Genomic DNA, 16045 nt, shown 5'->3' on the forward strand with positions numbered 1-16045 from the left:
GAGGTGTTCAATTAATGAATGTAAATGGTGCCCTAGAGGTTCTTGATCGCATGCGGCTTCCTAATGGCGCATATACTGCAAGTGTTTCCGATGATTATAATTATGTCTGGATAAGGGATGTCGTTTATACAGTAATACCTTTTATAAATGATCCGTCCAATCGTTACGAGAAAGCATATCATGCTTTATTCGACTTATTTCAATCCTATGAGTGGAAGATAGATATTCATACGGAACAGAAACCCCAGTTTCTATTTGAACATATCCATGCACGGTATTCCACTGAGCTTAAAGAACTGCCCGATGAGTGGGGCCATGCCCAAAATGATGCGATAGGTGCCTTTTTATGGGGTGTCGGTGAAGGATATAGGCATGGGAAAAAGGTGATAAGAAACCAACGTGATTTAAAGATCGTTCAAAAGTTGGTCAGTTACTTGGAATGTCTGCAATATTGGCAAGCGGAAGATAACGGGATGTGGGAAGAGAATATCGAAATCCATGCTTCAAGCATAGGGGCATGTGTTGCTGGTTTAAATTCAGTCAAAATGCTGGTCAACGTCAAAGAAGAACTAATTAAAAAAGGAGAAGAAACTCTTCGTTTCCTGCTTCCAAGGGAAAGTTATTCAAAAGAGACGGATTTAGCCCTTTTATCCTTAATTTACCCGTATCGTCTAGTAGACCGTGAAACAGCACTTAACATATTGAAGAATGTCACAGGGCGCCTAGAAAGAACAAAAGGCTGCATTAGATATGAAAAAGACCTTTATTATAATGACGGTCAAGAAGCGGAATGGTGTTTTGGGCTTCCGTGGCTGGGCTTATGCTACCTGGAACTTGGCATGATGAACAAAGTTAAGGAATATATAGATAAAACGAAAATGATCATTCCGGAAAATTGGGAAGTTCCTGAGTTATATATAGGAGGAAGTAATATACCAAACAGGAATACTCCTTTGGCATGGTCAGTCTCATTATCCTATTTATTCTTGACGAAGACTTACAGTATTCGAACTGAACAAATAACATGAAGCATTCATACTTGATACTTTAAAGCTCTTCCTAAAAAATGGGAAGGGCTTTTATTGGTATAATAATATTTTTACATTAAATGTCTATTTTTCGCAAAAAAATGTTTTGTTTTTCAAAAAAACGGGCATTTATTATAATAACTTCACCTCCATTTGAAGGATTAATACCTTTTTTACCGAATATATATAATAACTGGGGAAGGATGGGTAAAATACTATCGAGTTAATACTGATGGAGGGGTTTTATTGAGTACAATTATGGACCAGCTGCAAGAGAATTATCCAAGCGATTTCGATTTATATTTGTTTCATGAAGGCACCCTTTATGAAAGCTATAAGATGCTTGGGGCACACATTGTAACAACATTAGGTAATGAAGGAGTACGCTTTGCCGTTTGGGCCCCCCATGCGAACCAAGTTTCAGTAGTCGGTAACTTTAATAATTGGGACGGAAAAGATCATGCAATGAAACGGATCGAGCGTTCAGGTATCTGGGTGTTGTTCGTACCAGGGCTACAAGAAGGGGAACTTTATAAATATGAAATACATACACCCGGAAATAAACGTATCCTAAAAGCCGATCCATATGCCTTTTATTCGGAAGTCAGACCAAATACAGCCTCGGTCATTAAAAAGCTGGATAATTTTGAATGGCAAGATTCGAAGTGGATAGCCGATAGGAAAAAGGAAAACATTTATCATAAACCCATGTCCATTTATGAAGTGCACCCAGGAACATGGAAACAGAAAGAAGATGGTGAATTTTATACGTACCGTGAATTGGCTGATAGATTAGTTGATTATGTGATTGATAATAGTTTTACACATATTGAAATCATGGCCATAATGGAACACCCATTTGATAAATCGTGGGGATATCAGGTTACAGGCTATTATTCCGTAACCAGTCGGTACGGTTCACCTGAAGATTTTAAGTATTTAATTAACCTTTGCCATCAAAGGGGCATAGGTGTAATCCTTGACTGGGTTCCCGCCCATTTTTGTAAAGACGCGCATGGACTTTCCCGTTTCGATGGTACGCCTCTCTATGAACCAATTGAACCAACTAGAGCAGATCGCCCGTTATGGGGGACATACAATTTTGATTTTACCAAACCGGAAGTAATCAGTTTCCTTATTTCAAATGTTATGTTTTGGATGGATGTATACCATATTGATGGAATCCGTGTCGATGCGGTATCGTCCATGGTGTATCTTAATCATGATAATCCGTTGCCGGTCAAGCTGAAAAACCAGTTTGGCGGTGAGGAAAACCTTGAAGCCATACAATTTTTGCAAAAACTTAACGAAGTGGTTTTCAAAAAATATCCCAATGCATTAATGATGGCTGAAGAAGCAACAGACCGGCCGCTCATAACTTCCCCTACCGATATAGGCGGACTGGGCTTTAATTACAAATGGAATATGGGATGGACTAACGATATCCTTCGTTATATGAAACTTGAAACACATGAAAGGCCATATCATCATAATCTCTTAACCTTTTCATTTTTCTATGCTTTTTCGGAAAATTTCGTCTTGCCCTTTTCACATGATGAAGTGGTTCATGGCAAGAAGTCATTACTGAATAAGATGCCAGGTGACTACTGGCAGAAATTCGCAAATTTACGGTTACTCTTTGGGTATTTCATGACGCATCCCGGAAAGAAGCTTCTATTTATGGGCAGTGAATTTGGCCAATTCATAGAATGGAAAGATGAGGAACAATTGGATTGGCTGCTTTTGGAATATGAATCACACGACAAGCTGGCCAATTACTTCCGAACTCTCCAAAACTTTTATAGGCAAACCTCCTCACTTTGGAGACTGGATCATGTCCCGGAGGGTTTTGAATGGATAGATCCGAACAATAGTAATCAGAGTGTCATTACCTTTATGAGAAAAGGTAAACGGAAAGGCGATTATTGCATTGTTGTCTGTAATTTTTCTGCGCAGGCTCATGCTCAATATCAAATAGGTGTACCATCCCAAGGCAAATATATAGAGGTTTTCAGCAGTGATTCGGCAGCTTTCGGAGGGTCGGGTCAGATCAATGAAGAACCCATTAATGTCAAAAAGGAACCATACCATAATCAACCATTCAGCATGGAAATAACTGTACCTCCATTAGGCATTTCTATTTTTATGAAGCAAACAAAAAAAAGACGGGGGAGAGTGACCGAATAATGGGAGCAAAAAAATGGATAGCAATGTTATTGGCAGGAGGCCAGGGTTCAAGGTTAGGTGAATTGACAATCGGTTTGGCAAAACCGGCTGTTCCCTTTGGCGGTAAATATAGAATCATCGATTTTCCATTAAGTAACTGCACTCATTCTGGTATTGATACGGTTGGGGTACTAACCCAATACCAGCCATTGATTCTAAATGATTATGTTGGTAATGGGAAGGTTTGGGACCTTGATCTAGATGTTGGCGGAGTTTCCGTACTTCCTCCTTATCAAGGGAAAGAAGGTGGTGAATGGTATAAAGGGACAGCAAACGCTGTTTATCAAAATATCCAATACATTGATAACTATGATCCGGAACATGTATTGATTCTCTCTGGTGACCATATCTACAAGATGGATTACAGTAAGATGCTGGATTATCATATCGAAAAAAATGCCGAGTCGACCATAGCTGTCATTCAAGTACCGTGGCAGGAAGCAAGTCGTTTCGGAATCATGAATACCAATGATGATGATAAAGTCACTCAATTCGATGAAAAACCAAAGTATCCAAAGAGTAATCTTGCTTCCATGGGAGTTTACCTTTTCAATTGGAAAACTTTAAGACGCTATTTAATAAATGATGAAAAAGATGAAAACTCTTCCAATGATTTCGGCAGCAACATCATTCCAAAGATGCTTGAAGATCGAAAAAAGCTATATGCCTATCGTTTTAATGATTATTGGAAAGATGTTGGAACGGTCGAAAGCCTTTGGCAAGCCCATATGGACTTATTGGAGGATAAGCCGAATTTCCAGTTGGATGATCAGCAATGGAAAATTTTTGCTCGCAATGCAAATCACCCGCCGCAATATATATCACCGGATGCCAAGGTCAGTCAGTCGCTTATCAATGAAGGGTGCATGATTCATGGGAATATTGAACATTCGGTTTTATCATATAATGTACAGGTGGGCTATGGGTCAACCATAAAAGATTCTGTCATCATGCCTAATGTTACGATTGGTGAAAATGTTCATATAGAAAGAAGTATCATAGCGAGCAATTGTGTTATTGAAGATGGTGCCGTAGTGGGCGATTCAGCGGTTACATCAGACATTACCTTAATTGGTGAAAATCAGACCATTATCAATCCAAACAAAAAAAAGATCACTCTTAACTAGAAAAAGGGGAAGATGCTATGGAAAATGTGTTGGGTATTATTAACTTAATCAATGAAAGACAACATTTAAAAGATCTGACTGCTCACCGTAATGTAGCATCCGTGCCATTTGGTGGACGCTACCGTTTGATTGACTTTACGATGTCGAATCTCATTAATGCAGATGTATCAAAAGTAGCCGTTTTTCCAAAAGAAAAGTATCTTTCAGTTATGGATCACCTAGGCTCAGGGAAAGAATGGAACTTGGATCGTCGTTCAGGAGGCTTATACATCTTGCCCCCTATCCATCCGGATGAAACGGTAACAGGGGATATGAAGCAATTTTATGATCATCTTAGCTTTTTCGAACGTGCAGAGGCAGAAACTGTCATCATTTCCCCTGGCAGCCATGTATGCAAATTGGATTTTAATGAAGTGCTTGATTATCACAAAAAACATAAAGCGGATATCACGGTCGTATATAAGGATTATGAAGGGGAATTGATTGAAAAACCAATTTATCACACATGCTCGGTAGATTCGGATGAAGACATTACTGACATTAGCTTTTATACCATCCCTAGACCTGGTGACCATGTTTGTCTGGAAACCTTCATCATAAGTAAAACGCTATTGGTGAAATTGATCAAAAGCTGTGTTGCGAGTGGGGAATATGACTTTTTGAAAGACGCCGTGAAAGCCAATCTTCATCGTTTTACCGTCAAAGGCTACAATTTTACTGGAGATATGCCATTCATTCATTCCATTGAAAGCTTTCATTCCAGTAATATGAATTTCCTGAACCCTTCGGTAATCCGTTCTTTCTTCGGGGATACTTGGGATGTTTATACTAAAATCAAACATGAGGCACCGACTAAATATTCTAGTTCCTCGAAGGTTACTAATTCATTGATAGCCAACGGTTGTGATATTGAAGGGACTGTGGAAAACAGTATACTCTTCCGTGGGGTAAAGGTGAAAAAGGGAGCGATAATAAGAAATAGCATCATCATGCAAAAAGGCGTGATTGAAGAAGGAGCTATCGTTGAAAATATCATAACTGATAAAGAAGTGAGAATTACTAGTGAAAAATCAGTTATTGGTTTACAACAGCCTACTGTAATAAAAAAAGCGAAAGTAATTTAATAGAGGAGGTGCGGCAATGAATGTTGTATTTGCTGCTTCAGAATGCGCCCCTTTTATAAAAACGGGAGGGCTCGGAGACGTTATAGGCGCACTCCCGAAAGCGCTGAAAAAACAGGGTGTCCATGTAAGTGTCATCCTTCCAAAATACGGGGATCTTCCTAACCGATTCAAACAGGAATTGGAACATATGACGAGTATTGAAGTTCCTGTTGGTTGGCGCCAGCAATTTTGCGGCATCGAAAAACTTGTTGCTAACGGAATTACATATTATTTTCTGGATAATGAATATTATTTCAAAAGACATGGTAGTTATGGTTTCTTTGATGATGGCGAAAGGTTCGCCTTCTTTTCCCGTGCAGTTTTAGAGGCTTTACCCTATTTAGAAGTAAAACCGGATGTCATACACTGTCATGATTGGCAAACGGGCCTTGTTAGCGTTTTGCTTAAAGCTCATTATCATAAGCATCCATTCTATCAGGATATTAAAACAATATTTACTATACATAATTTACGCTATCAAGGGGTTTATCCTAAAGCTGTTTTAGCGGAATTACTCGATTTGAGTGAGTTATATTTTAATATCGATGGTCTTGAATTCCATGGGAATGTCAGTTATTTGAAAGCCGGCCTAGCATTTTCTAACATAGTCACAACTGTAAGCCCAAGTTATGCGGAAGAAATTCAGAGTCCTTATTTTGGGGAAAGTCTTGATGGGTTTTTACGCAAAAGAAATAGTGACCTTAAAGGGATCATTAACGGAATCGATTATGAGGAATATAACCCTGCGGCAGATGGACATCTTGCAGTTCCATTCGATTCGTATGACGGTAAAATGGAGAATAAACGTCAGCTACAGGAAAAGGTGGATCTTCCCGTAAATGATGGGGTCCCAGTTCTATCCATGGTAACGAGGCTTGTTGATCAAAAAGGAATAGATCTTATTCTCCATGTTTTTCATGAAATAATGAACCAAGGAGTTCAATTCATCCTTTTAGGTACAGGTGAAGAGCAATATGAATCGGCATTTCGCCATTTAGCTGACCAATATCCAAATCAGGTATCAGTGCATACATATTTTGATGAGGGGTTAGCAAGACAGATATATGCAGGTTCTGATATATTCCTGATGCCGTCCCAATTCGAACCATGTGGCATCGGCCAGCTCTTGGCACTCCGATATGGTACCCTGCCTTTAGTAAGGGAAACTGGCGGACTGCGTGATACGGTCATCCCGTATAATCAATTTACTGGTGAAGGCAATGGCTTCAGTTTTACGAATTATAATGCACACGATATGCTTCATACAATTGAGCAATCTGTCGGTCTGTATAAATTCCAGCCGAAAAGATGGAGGAAAATGGCCGAAAGTGCAATGAAGTTAGACTTCAGTTGGACATCATCTTCCTTAAAGTATATGGAGCTATATGAAAGTTTGATTCCTGTCATGAAGTGATAATTGGATAGGTAATACACAAAAAACACTTACGAATATTGTTTTCGTAAGTGTTTTGTTTCTTTTACCATCAAATTTGGGTATATAGTTAACTATATAAAATATTGCTGTGTAGGAGAATGAAACGATGAAAAGAAGAAGAATGGAATTTGTATTTTTAATTATTTTAATTGCTGCAGTTTATATGATCCTGTTCACTCATGTTAGCTTCGACGTGAAGCTATTTTTTATTGGATTGTATATTTTTGTCATGTTTATTACCATGTTTTCACTCATGCTGGAAAATAGATTTGCCCACGAGACCCTTTTATGGATGTATGTACTATTGTTTTTCCCGGTATTTGGATATGTATTTTATCTATTTTCAGGTCAGCTCTATTTAAAAGGGTATTTATTTCAAAGTAAAAGGAAAAAAGATCGTGAAGAATGGAAGAGTCTTGTTACACATGTATCATCGCCAGATCTATCGTTCTTGAATAATCATCAGCAATCATTCGCAGCTTTTGCCAAAAATGCGTCTGAGACCACCATTAGTACATCTTCCCAAACGGAAGTGTTGAAAAATGGTAACGAAACGTTTACCGAAATCATTAAACAGTTAAAAAAAGCTGAAAAGTTCATTCATATAGAATATTATATTTTTCGCTCCGACAGGCTTGGTACTGAAATTATAGATATCCTTATTGAAAAAGCGAAAAACGGTGTTGAAGTTTTATTCATTTTTGATGCTGCCGGTAGTTTAAGCCTTTCAAATAATGAAGTTAAACGGATGAAAAATGCAGGGATAAAGGCTTATCCATTTTCACCATTGAAACATGGGTTTTTTAATCAAAAGTTTAATTTTAGGAATCACCGGAAAATAATCATCATTGATGGGGAGGTTGGCTTTGTTGGAGGTTTAAACGTAGGGGAGGAATACTTAGGAAGAAATAAAACGATCGGATTTTGGAGAGATACACATATGGTCCTTAAAGGTGAAGCAGTATATATGCTTCATACGGTTTTCCTTTTGGATTGGGAATATGTCAGTGGGGAAGATGTATTAGAAGAGCGCCCAGAATTCAACAATATAGTGGAACAAGGGGATGGAGCTGTCCAGGTGGTGGCCAGCGGACCTGATACACAACAGGGAATCATGAGTGATTTTTACTATTCACTTATTACTAGCGCCACAAAATCAATCTGGATTGCAAGTCCATACTTCGTACCAAATCAAGCGATTAAAGCAGCCATTAAACATGCCGCAATTAAGGGGATACAAGTTAGGCTTATGGTTCCGGCAGTAAATGATGGGTTTTTAACCCAATACGGCAGTCGCTCCTATTTCGGGGAGCTGCTTCAATTCGGTGTAGAGGTATACACGTATAAAAAAGGTTTCCTGCATCAGAAACTTATTATCGTAGATGGTGATATGGCTTCCATAGGGACGGCAAACATGGATATGAGGAGTTTTCATCTGAATTTTGAAGTGAATGTCTTTCTAATGGGCAGCCGTTCCATTGAAGATCTCATCACTCACTACAAAGAGGATATGATGGATAGTGATAAACTAGATCCTATTAGGTATAACAATCGGGGGTTGCTGGAACGTTCAAAAGAATCATTTGCCAGATTGTTTTCGAATGTACTCTAATGGGAAAACTAGCAGATAAATAGTATAGTTGAAATGTACAGAAATTAATTGGCCTTAAGGAGAATTTAAGAGAATATGAAATTGGTTTCCTGGAATGTGAATGGAATTAGAGCTTGTGTTAAAAAAGGATTTTTAGATTACTTTAAAGATGTGGATGCAGATATTTTTTGCCTGCAAGAAACTAAGCTTCAAGAAGGACAGATTACACTTGAATTGGAAGGGTACCATCAATATTGGAATTATGCACTGAAAAAAGGATATTCAGGTACAGCCATTTTCACGAAGGAAAAACCGCTTTCAGTGAAATATGGTGTAGGGGAGCTGGACGAGGAGCCGGAAGGCAGGATCATAACACTGGAATTCGAAAATTTCTATATGGTGAACGTCTATACCCCCAATGCTAAAAGGGATTTATCAAGGCTTGATTACCGTCTCGAATGGGAAGATGGGATGATAGAATATCTTAGTGAACTGGACTTGGTGAAGCCTGTTATCTTTTGTGGGGACCTAAATGTTGCCCATCAGGAAATCGATTTAAAAAACCCAAAATCCAATATTGGGAATTCCGGTTTCACTAATGAAGAGCGTGGAAAGATGACAGAATTACTTGATGCAGGGTTTATTGATACATTCCGCCATTTTTATCCAGACCAGGAAGGGGCCTATTCTTGGTGGTCATACATGGCAAAAGTTAGGGAGCGGAATATAGGATGGAGAATCGATTATTTCATCGTTTCAAAACGTCTTGCGGAATCTTTAATAGAGGCTAATATTCACTGCAATGTCATGGGCAGCGATCATTGCCCGGTCGTCTTGGAAACAAACCTCTAAATGGAATAAATTCGGTTAAATGGGGATACTAATGGTTATCCATATTCAACAGGAGGTATGATTATGAACACATTTATCGTGGGCTTTCATCAAGAAGATAATGTAGACAGCATGCAAGTGCAAAAATTGACTGCGGCTGAGTTTGAAAAAGCAACATCACGCGGTTTTCGCAGACTATTTGAACTGGATACAAATATCGGATATTTTGTATTTTTTGATGCTGAAGATGATGAGGGTGATTTATCTCATCTAGTTTTACAGTATGAAGAAGATAATCAGGATCCAAGTGATTGTTATTCTTTTACTAAAAATGATTTTTATGAGTTCATGGCACTTTATTTACAAGGCATGGATGAAGTGGAAGATGAAGAGGATGATGACAATGAAGAGTATGGACCAATCCATCATCTTGCCCATTTGATGTTTCATATTGTTGAAGAAGGGAAATCCGTTAAGCCTTAACGGCCGATTGATGAGATGAAAGGTACTTGTGAGCTTTGTGACAGGGGAGAGATAGAACTGACTATCCATCATTTAACACCTAGAGAATTAGGTGGCAGCCATTTACCCATTGCCTATCTCTGTAAATCTTGTCACAAACAGATTCACGCACTGTATTCAAACCGAGAGCTGGCCATCCGACTATATAGCGTGCTTTTGTTAAAAGATGATGAAGCATTAAAAAAATACTTAAAGTGGATCAAAAAACAACCGGTAACGAGGGCAGTGAAGATTAGAAAATCAAAAACGAAATAAAGCAAAAGCCCATCATAACAAGATGGGCTTTTGCATTTCATTCAGCTTGCTTTATTTTTCAACCGGTCCAATAAAAAACCACCTTTAAAATAACGTGGTTCATATGAAATGATGAAAGCCTTAGGTTCAAACTTTTCAACGGTTGCTATCAATTCTTGTTCCCGATTGCGTTTTGTCAAAATTTCCATCCGATAACGGTTACTATCCCGGCCCTCGCCCGTATAAAGAGTTACACCAAATCCATTGTTCCTCAATGTATCTACCAATTGTTCATTTTTGGTTTGAGTATTTACGGTTACATTAATAAAACCGATGGCGAGTTTTTGCTCAATCTTCGTACCAAAAATTATTCCGATTCCAAAACCGACTGCATATACAACCATGGCGAGTATGCTTTGGTCACCGCCAAATACTAGGGATAATCCAAAAACGTATATTAACATTTCTGCGATACCCAGTATCGAGGCAAGTATGGTAATATTTTTTACTAAGAAAATGGTTCGCAACGTATAAATTGGAACATAAATAAGTTGTAATAGTAGAATCAGAAGTATTTCTTTCAATTGAGCACCTCACCAACATCTTCCAGTTTGATTAGACGTTTCAACTAAGGGATTGTTCATTCCATAAGTAACATCTTCCCTAATCTAACCACAACATAATAGGGGATTTCAATGGGGAATATTATGTATTTTTTGTGTCATTTCCATTGACACAGAATTAAAATCCTATAAGATTTTTGAATATTCATTTTTTGATTAATTTGGTATCATTATCCTTATTAATTCATATGGGGGAAAGATGATGATGTTTAATTATGATGGTCGGGTTTTCAAAGCTGTAGTCAATTCTGAAAATGGAGAAGTATCAGGAAATACTTCGTTCCACTATTCACAAGAAGGTTCCATTCTTTCAGCAAGCTATCATGGTGGAGAGATTGTGAAAGGGACATTAATAGGGCTTGTCAATATGGATGGTTCCTTAGAATTCAGGTATAATCATATCAATGAAAAAGGTGAAATTAGAGGAGGCAGCTGCCTTTCCACTCCTGAAATGTTGCCAGATGGAAGGATACGCTTGCATGAAAAATGGAAATGGTCAGATCTAGAACAGACTGAAGGATACTCCATCATTGAAGAAGTGAAAAAATAATAATCTACATAGAAGGGTTTGAGGACAATTACTACTATCTGTTTAGTGCGGCATGGTCAAACAGATTGGAATGCACAAGGGAAACTGCAGGGACAGACTGATATTCCTTTAAATGAACGAGGAAGGATACAGGCGAGGCAATGTGGTGAATATTTGTCGAAAGAGGCTTCCTGGGATGTAATTATTTCGAGCCCTCTAAAAAGGGCAAGGGAAACAGCAGATATCATTTCGCATCATATTGAAATCCCGGTTATTGAAAAAATGGAATTCATTGAAAAGAATTTTGGCGTCGCTGAAGGAATGACAGCAGCTGAAAGGGCTTCAGCATTCATGGATAAAGAATATCCTGGTCAGGAGAATCAGGAATCTTTACGAAACAGGCTGATGAATGGACTTCAGGAAATTCAAAGGGAGTATCCTCAGAAGAAAGTTATACTTGTTGCACATGGTGCAGTCATTCATTTTATTTTACGCTTGATGTCAAACGAGTCAATCGTCTCAAATGAAATGCGCTTGTTCAATGCATGTTTGAGTACGATTAGATTGGACGTCGATTCTTGGATAATTGATGATTTCAATCAAGTGAAACATTTATCTTAGTCCTATATTATTCAGTAGCTGATGAAGGAAAGAAGGAAATTCATGACTAATAAGACGGCATTGATTTTAGGCGCTACAGGTGTGGTCGGTACCCAGTTGGTTAAAAAAATAAGCAACAGCAAAATCTATAGTGAAATCCATTTTCTTACAAGGAGGGAAGTGAAATACACGGATCCCAAGTGCATAGGACATGTTGTGGATTTCGATAATTTGTCCCAATATGCCTACTTGTTCAACGTCACCGATGTTTTCATTTGTTTAGGTACAACGATCAAAAAGGCAAAATCGAAGGAAGCTTTTCGTAAAGTTGATTATGACTTTGTAATCGAAGCGGCTAAAATGGCGAAGACATCCAATGTTGAAAAATTACTCGTCATTACGGCCATGGGAGCCAATTCCAAATCAAAGTTTTTTTACAGTCGTGTTAAGGGGGATGTGGAAGGAACATTACAAAGCCTGGAAATGAATGCTGTACATATATTCCGCCCTTCCTTACTTCTAGGAGAACGCAAGGAATTCAGGGCAGGTGAAAAGATTACTGGGCTGCTAAGTACTTTTGTGAAATTTGTTTTTGTAGGCCCTTTACGTCCATATCGTGCAATAGAAGCAAACAAAGTAGCTGCTGCGATGTACGCTGCAGCCCAAACGACGGCAAAAGGATATCATTTTTATAATTCTGATGAAATAGAGAAACTTGCACAAAGGGTTACTATTAATTAGTGAAACGAGCCTGCAAAAGGCCCGTTTATGCCGAAAGAGCGTGCCTGGTGTGGAAAACATGTTCAAAACTTCCAGATGAAACTTGATTGTAACAATGATATCCACTACAATTTGTAGTGGAAGGTGGTAAAGGATGAATATTAAAAATTTTAAATATGATGAAGTTGGACTGAATCGTTTCTTTGGTCCATTGGAAGCAAATATCATGGAATATTTATGGGATAAAGATGAACAGAGCATCAAAGCGGTTCAGCAATCATTGGAACTTGACAAACCTATCAATTTCAACACGGTAATGACTGTCATGAATCGTTTAGTCGAAAAAGGCATTCTTGAAAAGAGGTCTGAAGGAAGGCTCTCATTATTTCGCCCAGTACAATCCAAAGCGGAGTTTTTAGAAGAGCAGTCAAAGAAACTGACTGAGAATTTGCTCGATGAATTTGGTGGAGCAGTCATAAGCCATATGCTCGATGCCATGAAAGACGCTGACCAAAGTTTAATTGAAAAATTGGAACAAAAAATTCAATCGTTAAAAAAGGATAAATTATAATGTGGAAGAGGAAGTCTTATTTTGTGATAAGCCTGAGTCTTTTAATTGCCTGTGTAGTATGGTGCCAAATGGGAGCGTTTTTGGTACACATCTTTTTTGGTGTGAATGTTAAAGCTAATTTTTTTAAATTTTGTTTTAGTTTATTCAAGGAAGATTCAGTATACTACTTTGTGGTCGTTACCCTGCTCAGTATAATAATATCCTATAGTATACTGAGCACCCTTTTCAAAATTGCAGAGCAATATTTCTTATCCAGAAGGTTTAAACAAAAGCTTTTTCTTTCAAAAAATGTTGAAATGACAAGTTTTATAAATGAAACATTCAACCGGGTCAACAATGATATCTTAGTTGTGAATGCTGACCAGCCTCTTGCTTTTACGCTTGGTTTTAGGCGTCCATTCATTGTGTTCAGTTCGGGTTTAATTAAATTATTGGACTTAGATGAGCTAGAAGCGGTAGTAGAGCATGAAGCCTATCACCAAAAAAAATATCATCCGCTGGTAATCTTTATTTTACAGTTGATATCAGATGCTTTATGGTTTGTTCCACTTACAAAATGGTGTCATAAAAATTACAAAATAATAAGTGAACTATCAGCAGACGAAAATGCGATAAATAAAATGGGGACTGAATTAGGCATAAGTACTGCTTTGTTAAAGTTAATTAAACATGGTTACACGGATAAATCCTCGCCGGTCCTTGTCCACTTCTCCAATGAATCAGTTAACTATAGACTTCAGCAAATAATCGAGCCCCATAAAAAAATTCCTTTAAGGGCTGAAACTACCACGATTTCTGTTTCTATTTATGTTTTGCTTATACTTTTGGGAATGACTATAGTGATTGTCTGATGACTTTCACTTGATTTTTTTACCATCTTACACTACACTTTGTAGTGTTAAATGAAAAAAAGGAGATGTGACATGAATAAACAAGAGATCGGTACCTTTTTATTAAGAGTTATGTTGGGAATTTCATTTTTGTTACATGGATTGTCAAAATTCCAAGGTGGATTGGAGAACACATCAGGATGGTTTCAAAGTATAGGCATTCCGGGATTTATGGCCTATGTAGTCGGTGTTATTGAATTATTTGGAGGAATTGCTTTAATTTTAGGACTTGGAACAAGAATAATATCTGCCCTCCTTGTATTCATCATGGCTGGTGCAATTGTATACGTGAAATTCCCTGCAGGTTTTATGGGGAATGGAGAAGCTTCAGGGTACGAACTGGATCTCGTTCTTATGATTATTGCAATTCATCTAGTTTTTAATGGTAGCCGATTCCTATCGATAGATTCTAAGTTACCTGCCCTTAAAAAAGGACAAGATTCAGAAATGAAAGCAAGTTAATTAAAATAAACAATATCACAGTGTTAAGTTTATAGCTCACCAAATTGGAACGAATAGACTAAAGTCAAAAAGGACCTAATCGATTAGGTCCTTTTTTTTGATGGAGCGATATTCTGTTGAAATGCACCAGAACCTTTGATTTTTTCTACTATTGTATGCAAACAATCGATAAAGAAATCGAGTCAGGGTTTAATGGTTTGGAATTTCAAAATTGGGCTATTGTGTTTTTTCCTTTGTAAAAGGTTCTACATTCTCATTTCACTTTTCTATGTTCTAAAAAATAATGGACTTTAAAATGATGATGAATGCTGTTGCGAAGATTGTACTTGCTGAATAAATTAATAAATAGATATGATTGTGTATTACACTTTTTCTTCATATATAACACAGCATATTATTAAGGAGGATTAATAATGAGCAACGTTGAATTCAATAAAGAATATTTGGAGATAATCGGAAGTTTACCTGACTCTCTTGAGGAGTATCAGTTTTACCTTGGACTAAAAGAACGGAAAATATATTTTAATTATGATGTGGATACAACCATTGTAAATAAAATTGTTTATTGGATTCAAGAATGGAATCGAGAAGATGAAGAATTGAATATTCCAATAGATAAAAGAAAGACAATACAAATTTATATAACATCTGATGGTGGGGATGTAGTGGCAGGTTTTTCTGCTATTGATGCTATTAAATCAAGTAAAACGAAAGTTGAAACCATTGGTGTAGGATCTTGTGTTTCTATGGGTGCGTTACTGTTGATTAGTGGGCATTATAGAAAAGCATATCCCAATACAATAATTCTCATTCATGATGGAAGTATGTCTGTTCAATCAACTTCTAAGAAGGCTAAAAATACAATGAATTTCTATGATCGTTTAGATAATCGTATTAAGGATTTTATCGTGGGAAATACCAACATCTCAGAAGAATTGTATGCTGAAAAGGAAGATGAAGAATGGTACATGTTTGCAAATGACGAAGGTTTGAGTTTAGGAATTGTACATGAAATAATTTAATACTTATAGTTATATGGGAAGTGAGATTGGTTATAATTCTTCTATATTTTTAGAAGAAAAACGTTAATTTTTTTCGGGTTATATAGTTAAATCTGTACTACAAACCATAAATATCTTATTTTTTCAAGATTAATTACTTCATATATCAACATTCTATAGCTATTTTCCATCTTTTTTAGAACATGGGAATTTAAACGAGGTGGGTAACTTATATAATAGTGGGATACAAATTTAGTCTGAGAGCCATTAATCAACCAAGGGCAAATTAGCATGATTCTAAGCTACAAAAGATAAAAGACTAGACAAACTTTCAAAAATTTGGGATTGAAAAGAACGGATAGTCCGAATATATGACTGACTACTCAGTATTTAAGTAAACGTCAAGTAGCCCCAAAATATACTACATCAGTGGTGTATTTCGGGGCTACTTTTTGTTCGCTTCATTTTTTCATTGGTACTCTGCATATGGAA

Annotated in this window: 17 protein-coding genes; 16 read left to right on the forward strand and 1 reads right to left on the reverse strand. The window is 37.3% G+C overall.

Annotated elements, in window-relative coordinates:
• Window positions 1–14 precede the first annotated feature (14 nt).
• The 9 genes from ACFVS1_RS08505 to ACFVS1_RS08545 all read left to right on the forward strand — a co-directional run bounded on the left by ACFVS1_RS08505 (window position 15) and on the right by ACFVS1_RS08545 (window position 10178).
• On the forward strand, window positions 15–1028 hold the full coding sequence (locus ACFVS1_RS08505; RefSeq protein WP_241590756.1) for a glycoside hydrolase family 15 protein: 1014 nt from the start codon (window positions 15–17) through the stop codon (window positions 1026–1028).
• Between the two features lie 258 nt (window positions 1029–1286).
• Complete coding sequence (gene glgB, locus ACFVS1_RS08510) at window positions 1287–3215, forward strand: 1,4-alpha-glucan branching protein GlgB (protein ID WP_387549252.1); 1929 nt, start codon at window positions 1287–1289, stop codon at window positions 3213–3215.
• Window positions 3215–4381 carry a glucose-1-phosphate adenylyltransferase gene (locus tag ACFVS1_RS08515; protein ID WP_387546375.1) on the forward strand — a complete coding sequence of 389 codons (1167 nt, stop codon included), beginning with the start codon at window positions 3215–3217 and terminating at the stop codon, window positions 4379–4381. The genes glgB and ACFVS1_RS08515 overlap by 1 nt, the downstream gene beginning before the upstream one ends.
• A 17-nt stretch (window positions 4382–4398) precedes the next feature.
• Window positions 4399–5505, forward strand: a complete 1107-nt coding sequence (gene glgD, locus ACFVS1_RS08520; protein WP_387546377.1) for a glucose-1-phosphate adenylyltransferase subunit GlgD — start codon at window positions 4399–4401, stop codon at window positions 5503–5505.
• A gap of 16 nt (window positions 5506–5521) precedes the next feature.
• Complete coding sequence (gene glgA, locus ACFVS1_RS08525) at window positions 5522–6958, forward strand: glycogen synthase GlgA (RefSeq protein ID WP_352923245.1); 1437 nt, start codon at window positions 5522–5524, stop codon at window positions 6956–6958.
• 127 nt (window positions 6959–7085) lie between these two features.
• A complete protein-coding gene (gene cls, locus ACFVS1_RS08530) occupies window positions 7086–8591 on the forward strand; it encodes a cardiolipin synthase (RefSeq protein WP_352923247.1) in 1506 nt (501 codons plus the stop codon).
• Between the two features lie 75 nt (window positions 8592–8666).
• A complete protein-coding gene (locus ACFVS1_RS08535; protein ID WP_352923248.1) occupies window positions 8667–9422 on the forward strand; it encodes an exodeoxyribonuclease III in 756 nt (251 codons plus the stop codon).
• 63 nt (window positions 9423–9485) lie between these two features.
• On the forward strand, window positions 9486–9884 hold the full coding sequence (locus ACFVS1_RS08540; protein WP_352923251.1) for a cytosolic protein: 399 nt from the start codon (window positions 9486–9488) through the stop codon (window positions 9882–9884).
• A 15-nt stretch (window positions 9885–9899) separates the two neighbouring features.
• On the forward strand, window positions 9900–10178 hold the full coding sequence (locus ACFVS1_RS08545; protein WP_352923254.1) for an HNH endonuclease: 279 nt from the start codon (window positions 9900–9902) through the stop codon (window positions 10176–10178).
• 41 nt (window positions 10179–10219) lie between these two features.
• Here ACFVS1_RS08545 and ACFVS1_RS08550 read toward each other — a convergent pair whose 3' ends face one another.
• Window positions 10220–10741: a DUF2179 domain-containing protein gene (locus ACFVS1_RS08550; protein ID WP_063233682.1), complete on the reverse strand. Its 522-nt coding sequence runs from the start codon at window positions 10739–10741 to the stop codon at window positions 10220–10222.
• Window positions 10742–10982: 241 nt separating this feature from the next.
• Between ACFVS1_RS08550 and ACFVS1_RS08555 the strand changes: the two genes are divergently transcribed.
• From ACFVS1_RS08555 to ACFVS1_RS08585, 7 genes are all read left to right on the forward strand, one after another.
• Entirely contained in the window at window positions 10983–11330 is a 348-nt protein-coding gene (locus ACFVS1_RS08555; protein ID WP_387546382.1) for an avidin-fold protein, read from the forward strand.
• Between the two features lie 27 nt (window positions 11331–11357).
• Entirely contained in the window at window positions 11358–11930 is a 573-nt protein-coding gene (locus ACFVS1_RS08560; protein ID WP_387549254.1) for a histidine phosphatase family protein, read from the forward strand.
• 42 nt (window positions 11931–11972) lie between these two features.
• Complete coding sequence (locus ACFVS1_RS08565; RefSeq protein WP_352923261.1) at window positions 11973–12650, forward strand: NAD(P)H-binding protein; 678 nt, start codon at window positions 11973–11975, stop codon at window positions 12648–12650.
• Between the two features lie 133 nt (window positions 12651–12783).
• Window positions 12784–13200, forward strand: coding sequence for a BlaI/MecI/CopY family transcriptional regulator (locus ACFVS1_RS08570; protein WP_352923264.1), 417 nt, complete (start codon window positions 12784–12786; stop codon window positions 13198–13200).
• Between the two features lie 23 nt (window positions 13201–13223).
• Window positions 13224–14051, forward strand: coding sequence for a M56 family metallopeptidase (locus ACFVS1_RS08575; protein WP_387546385.1), 828 nt, complete (start codon window positions 13224–13226; stop codon window positions 14049–14051).
• A 72-nt stretch (window positions 14052–14123) separates the two neighbouring features.
• Window positions 14124–14552 carry a DoxX family protein gene (locus tag ACFVS1_RS08580; RefSeq protein ID WP_387546388.1) on the forward strand — a complete coding sequence of 143 codons (429 nt, stop codon included), beginning with the start codon at window positions 14124–14126 and terminating at the stop codon, window positions 14550–14552.
• A 413-nt stretch (window positions 14553–14965) separates the two neighbouring features.
• On the forward strand, window positions 14966–15574 hold the full coding sequence (locus ACFVS1_RS08585) for a ClpP family protease (protein ID WP_352923273.1): 609 nt from the start codon (window positions 14966–14968) through the stop codon (window positions 15572–15574).
• Window positions 15575–16045 lie beyond the last annotated feature (471 nt).

This window comes from Peribacillus sp. NPDC058075, from assembly GCF_042885195.1.
Taxonomy (GTDB): Bacteria; Bacillota; Bacilli; order Bacillales; family DSM-1321; genus Peribacillus.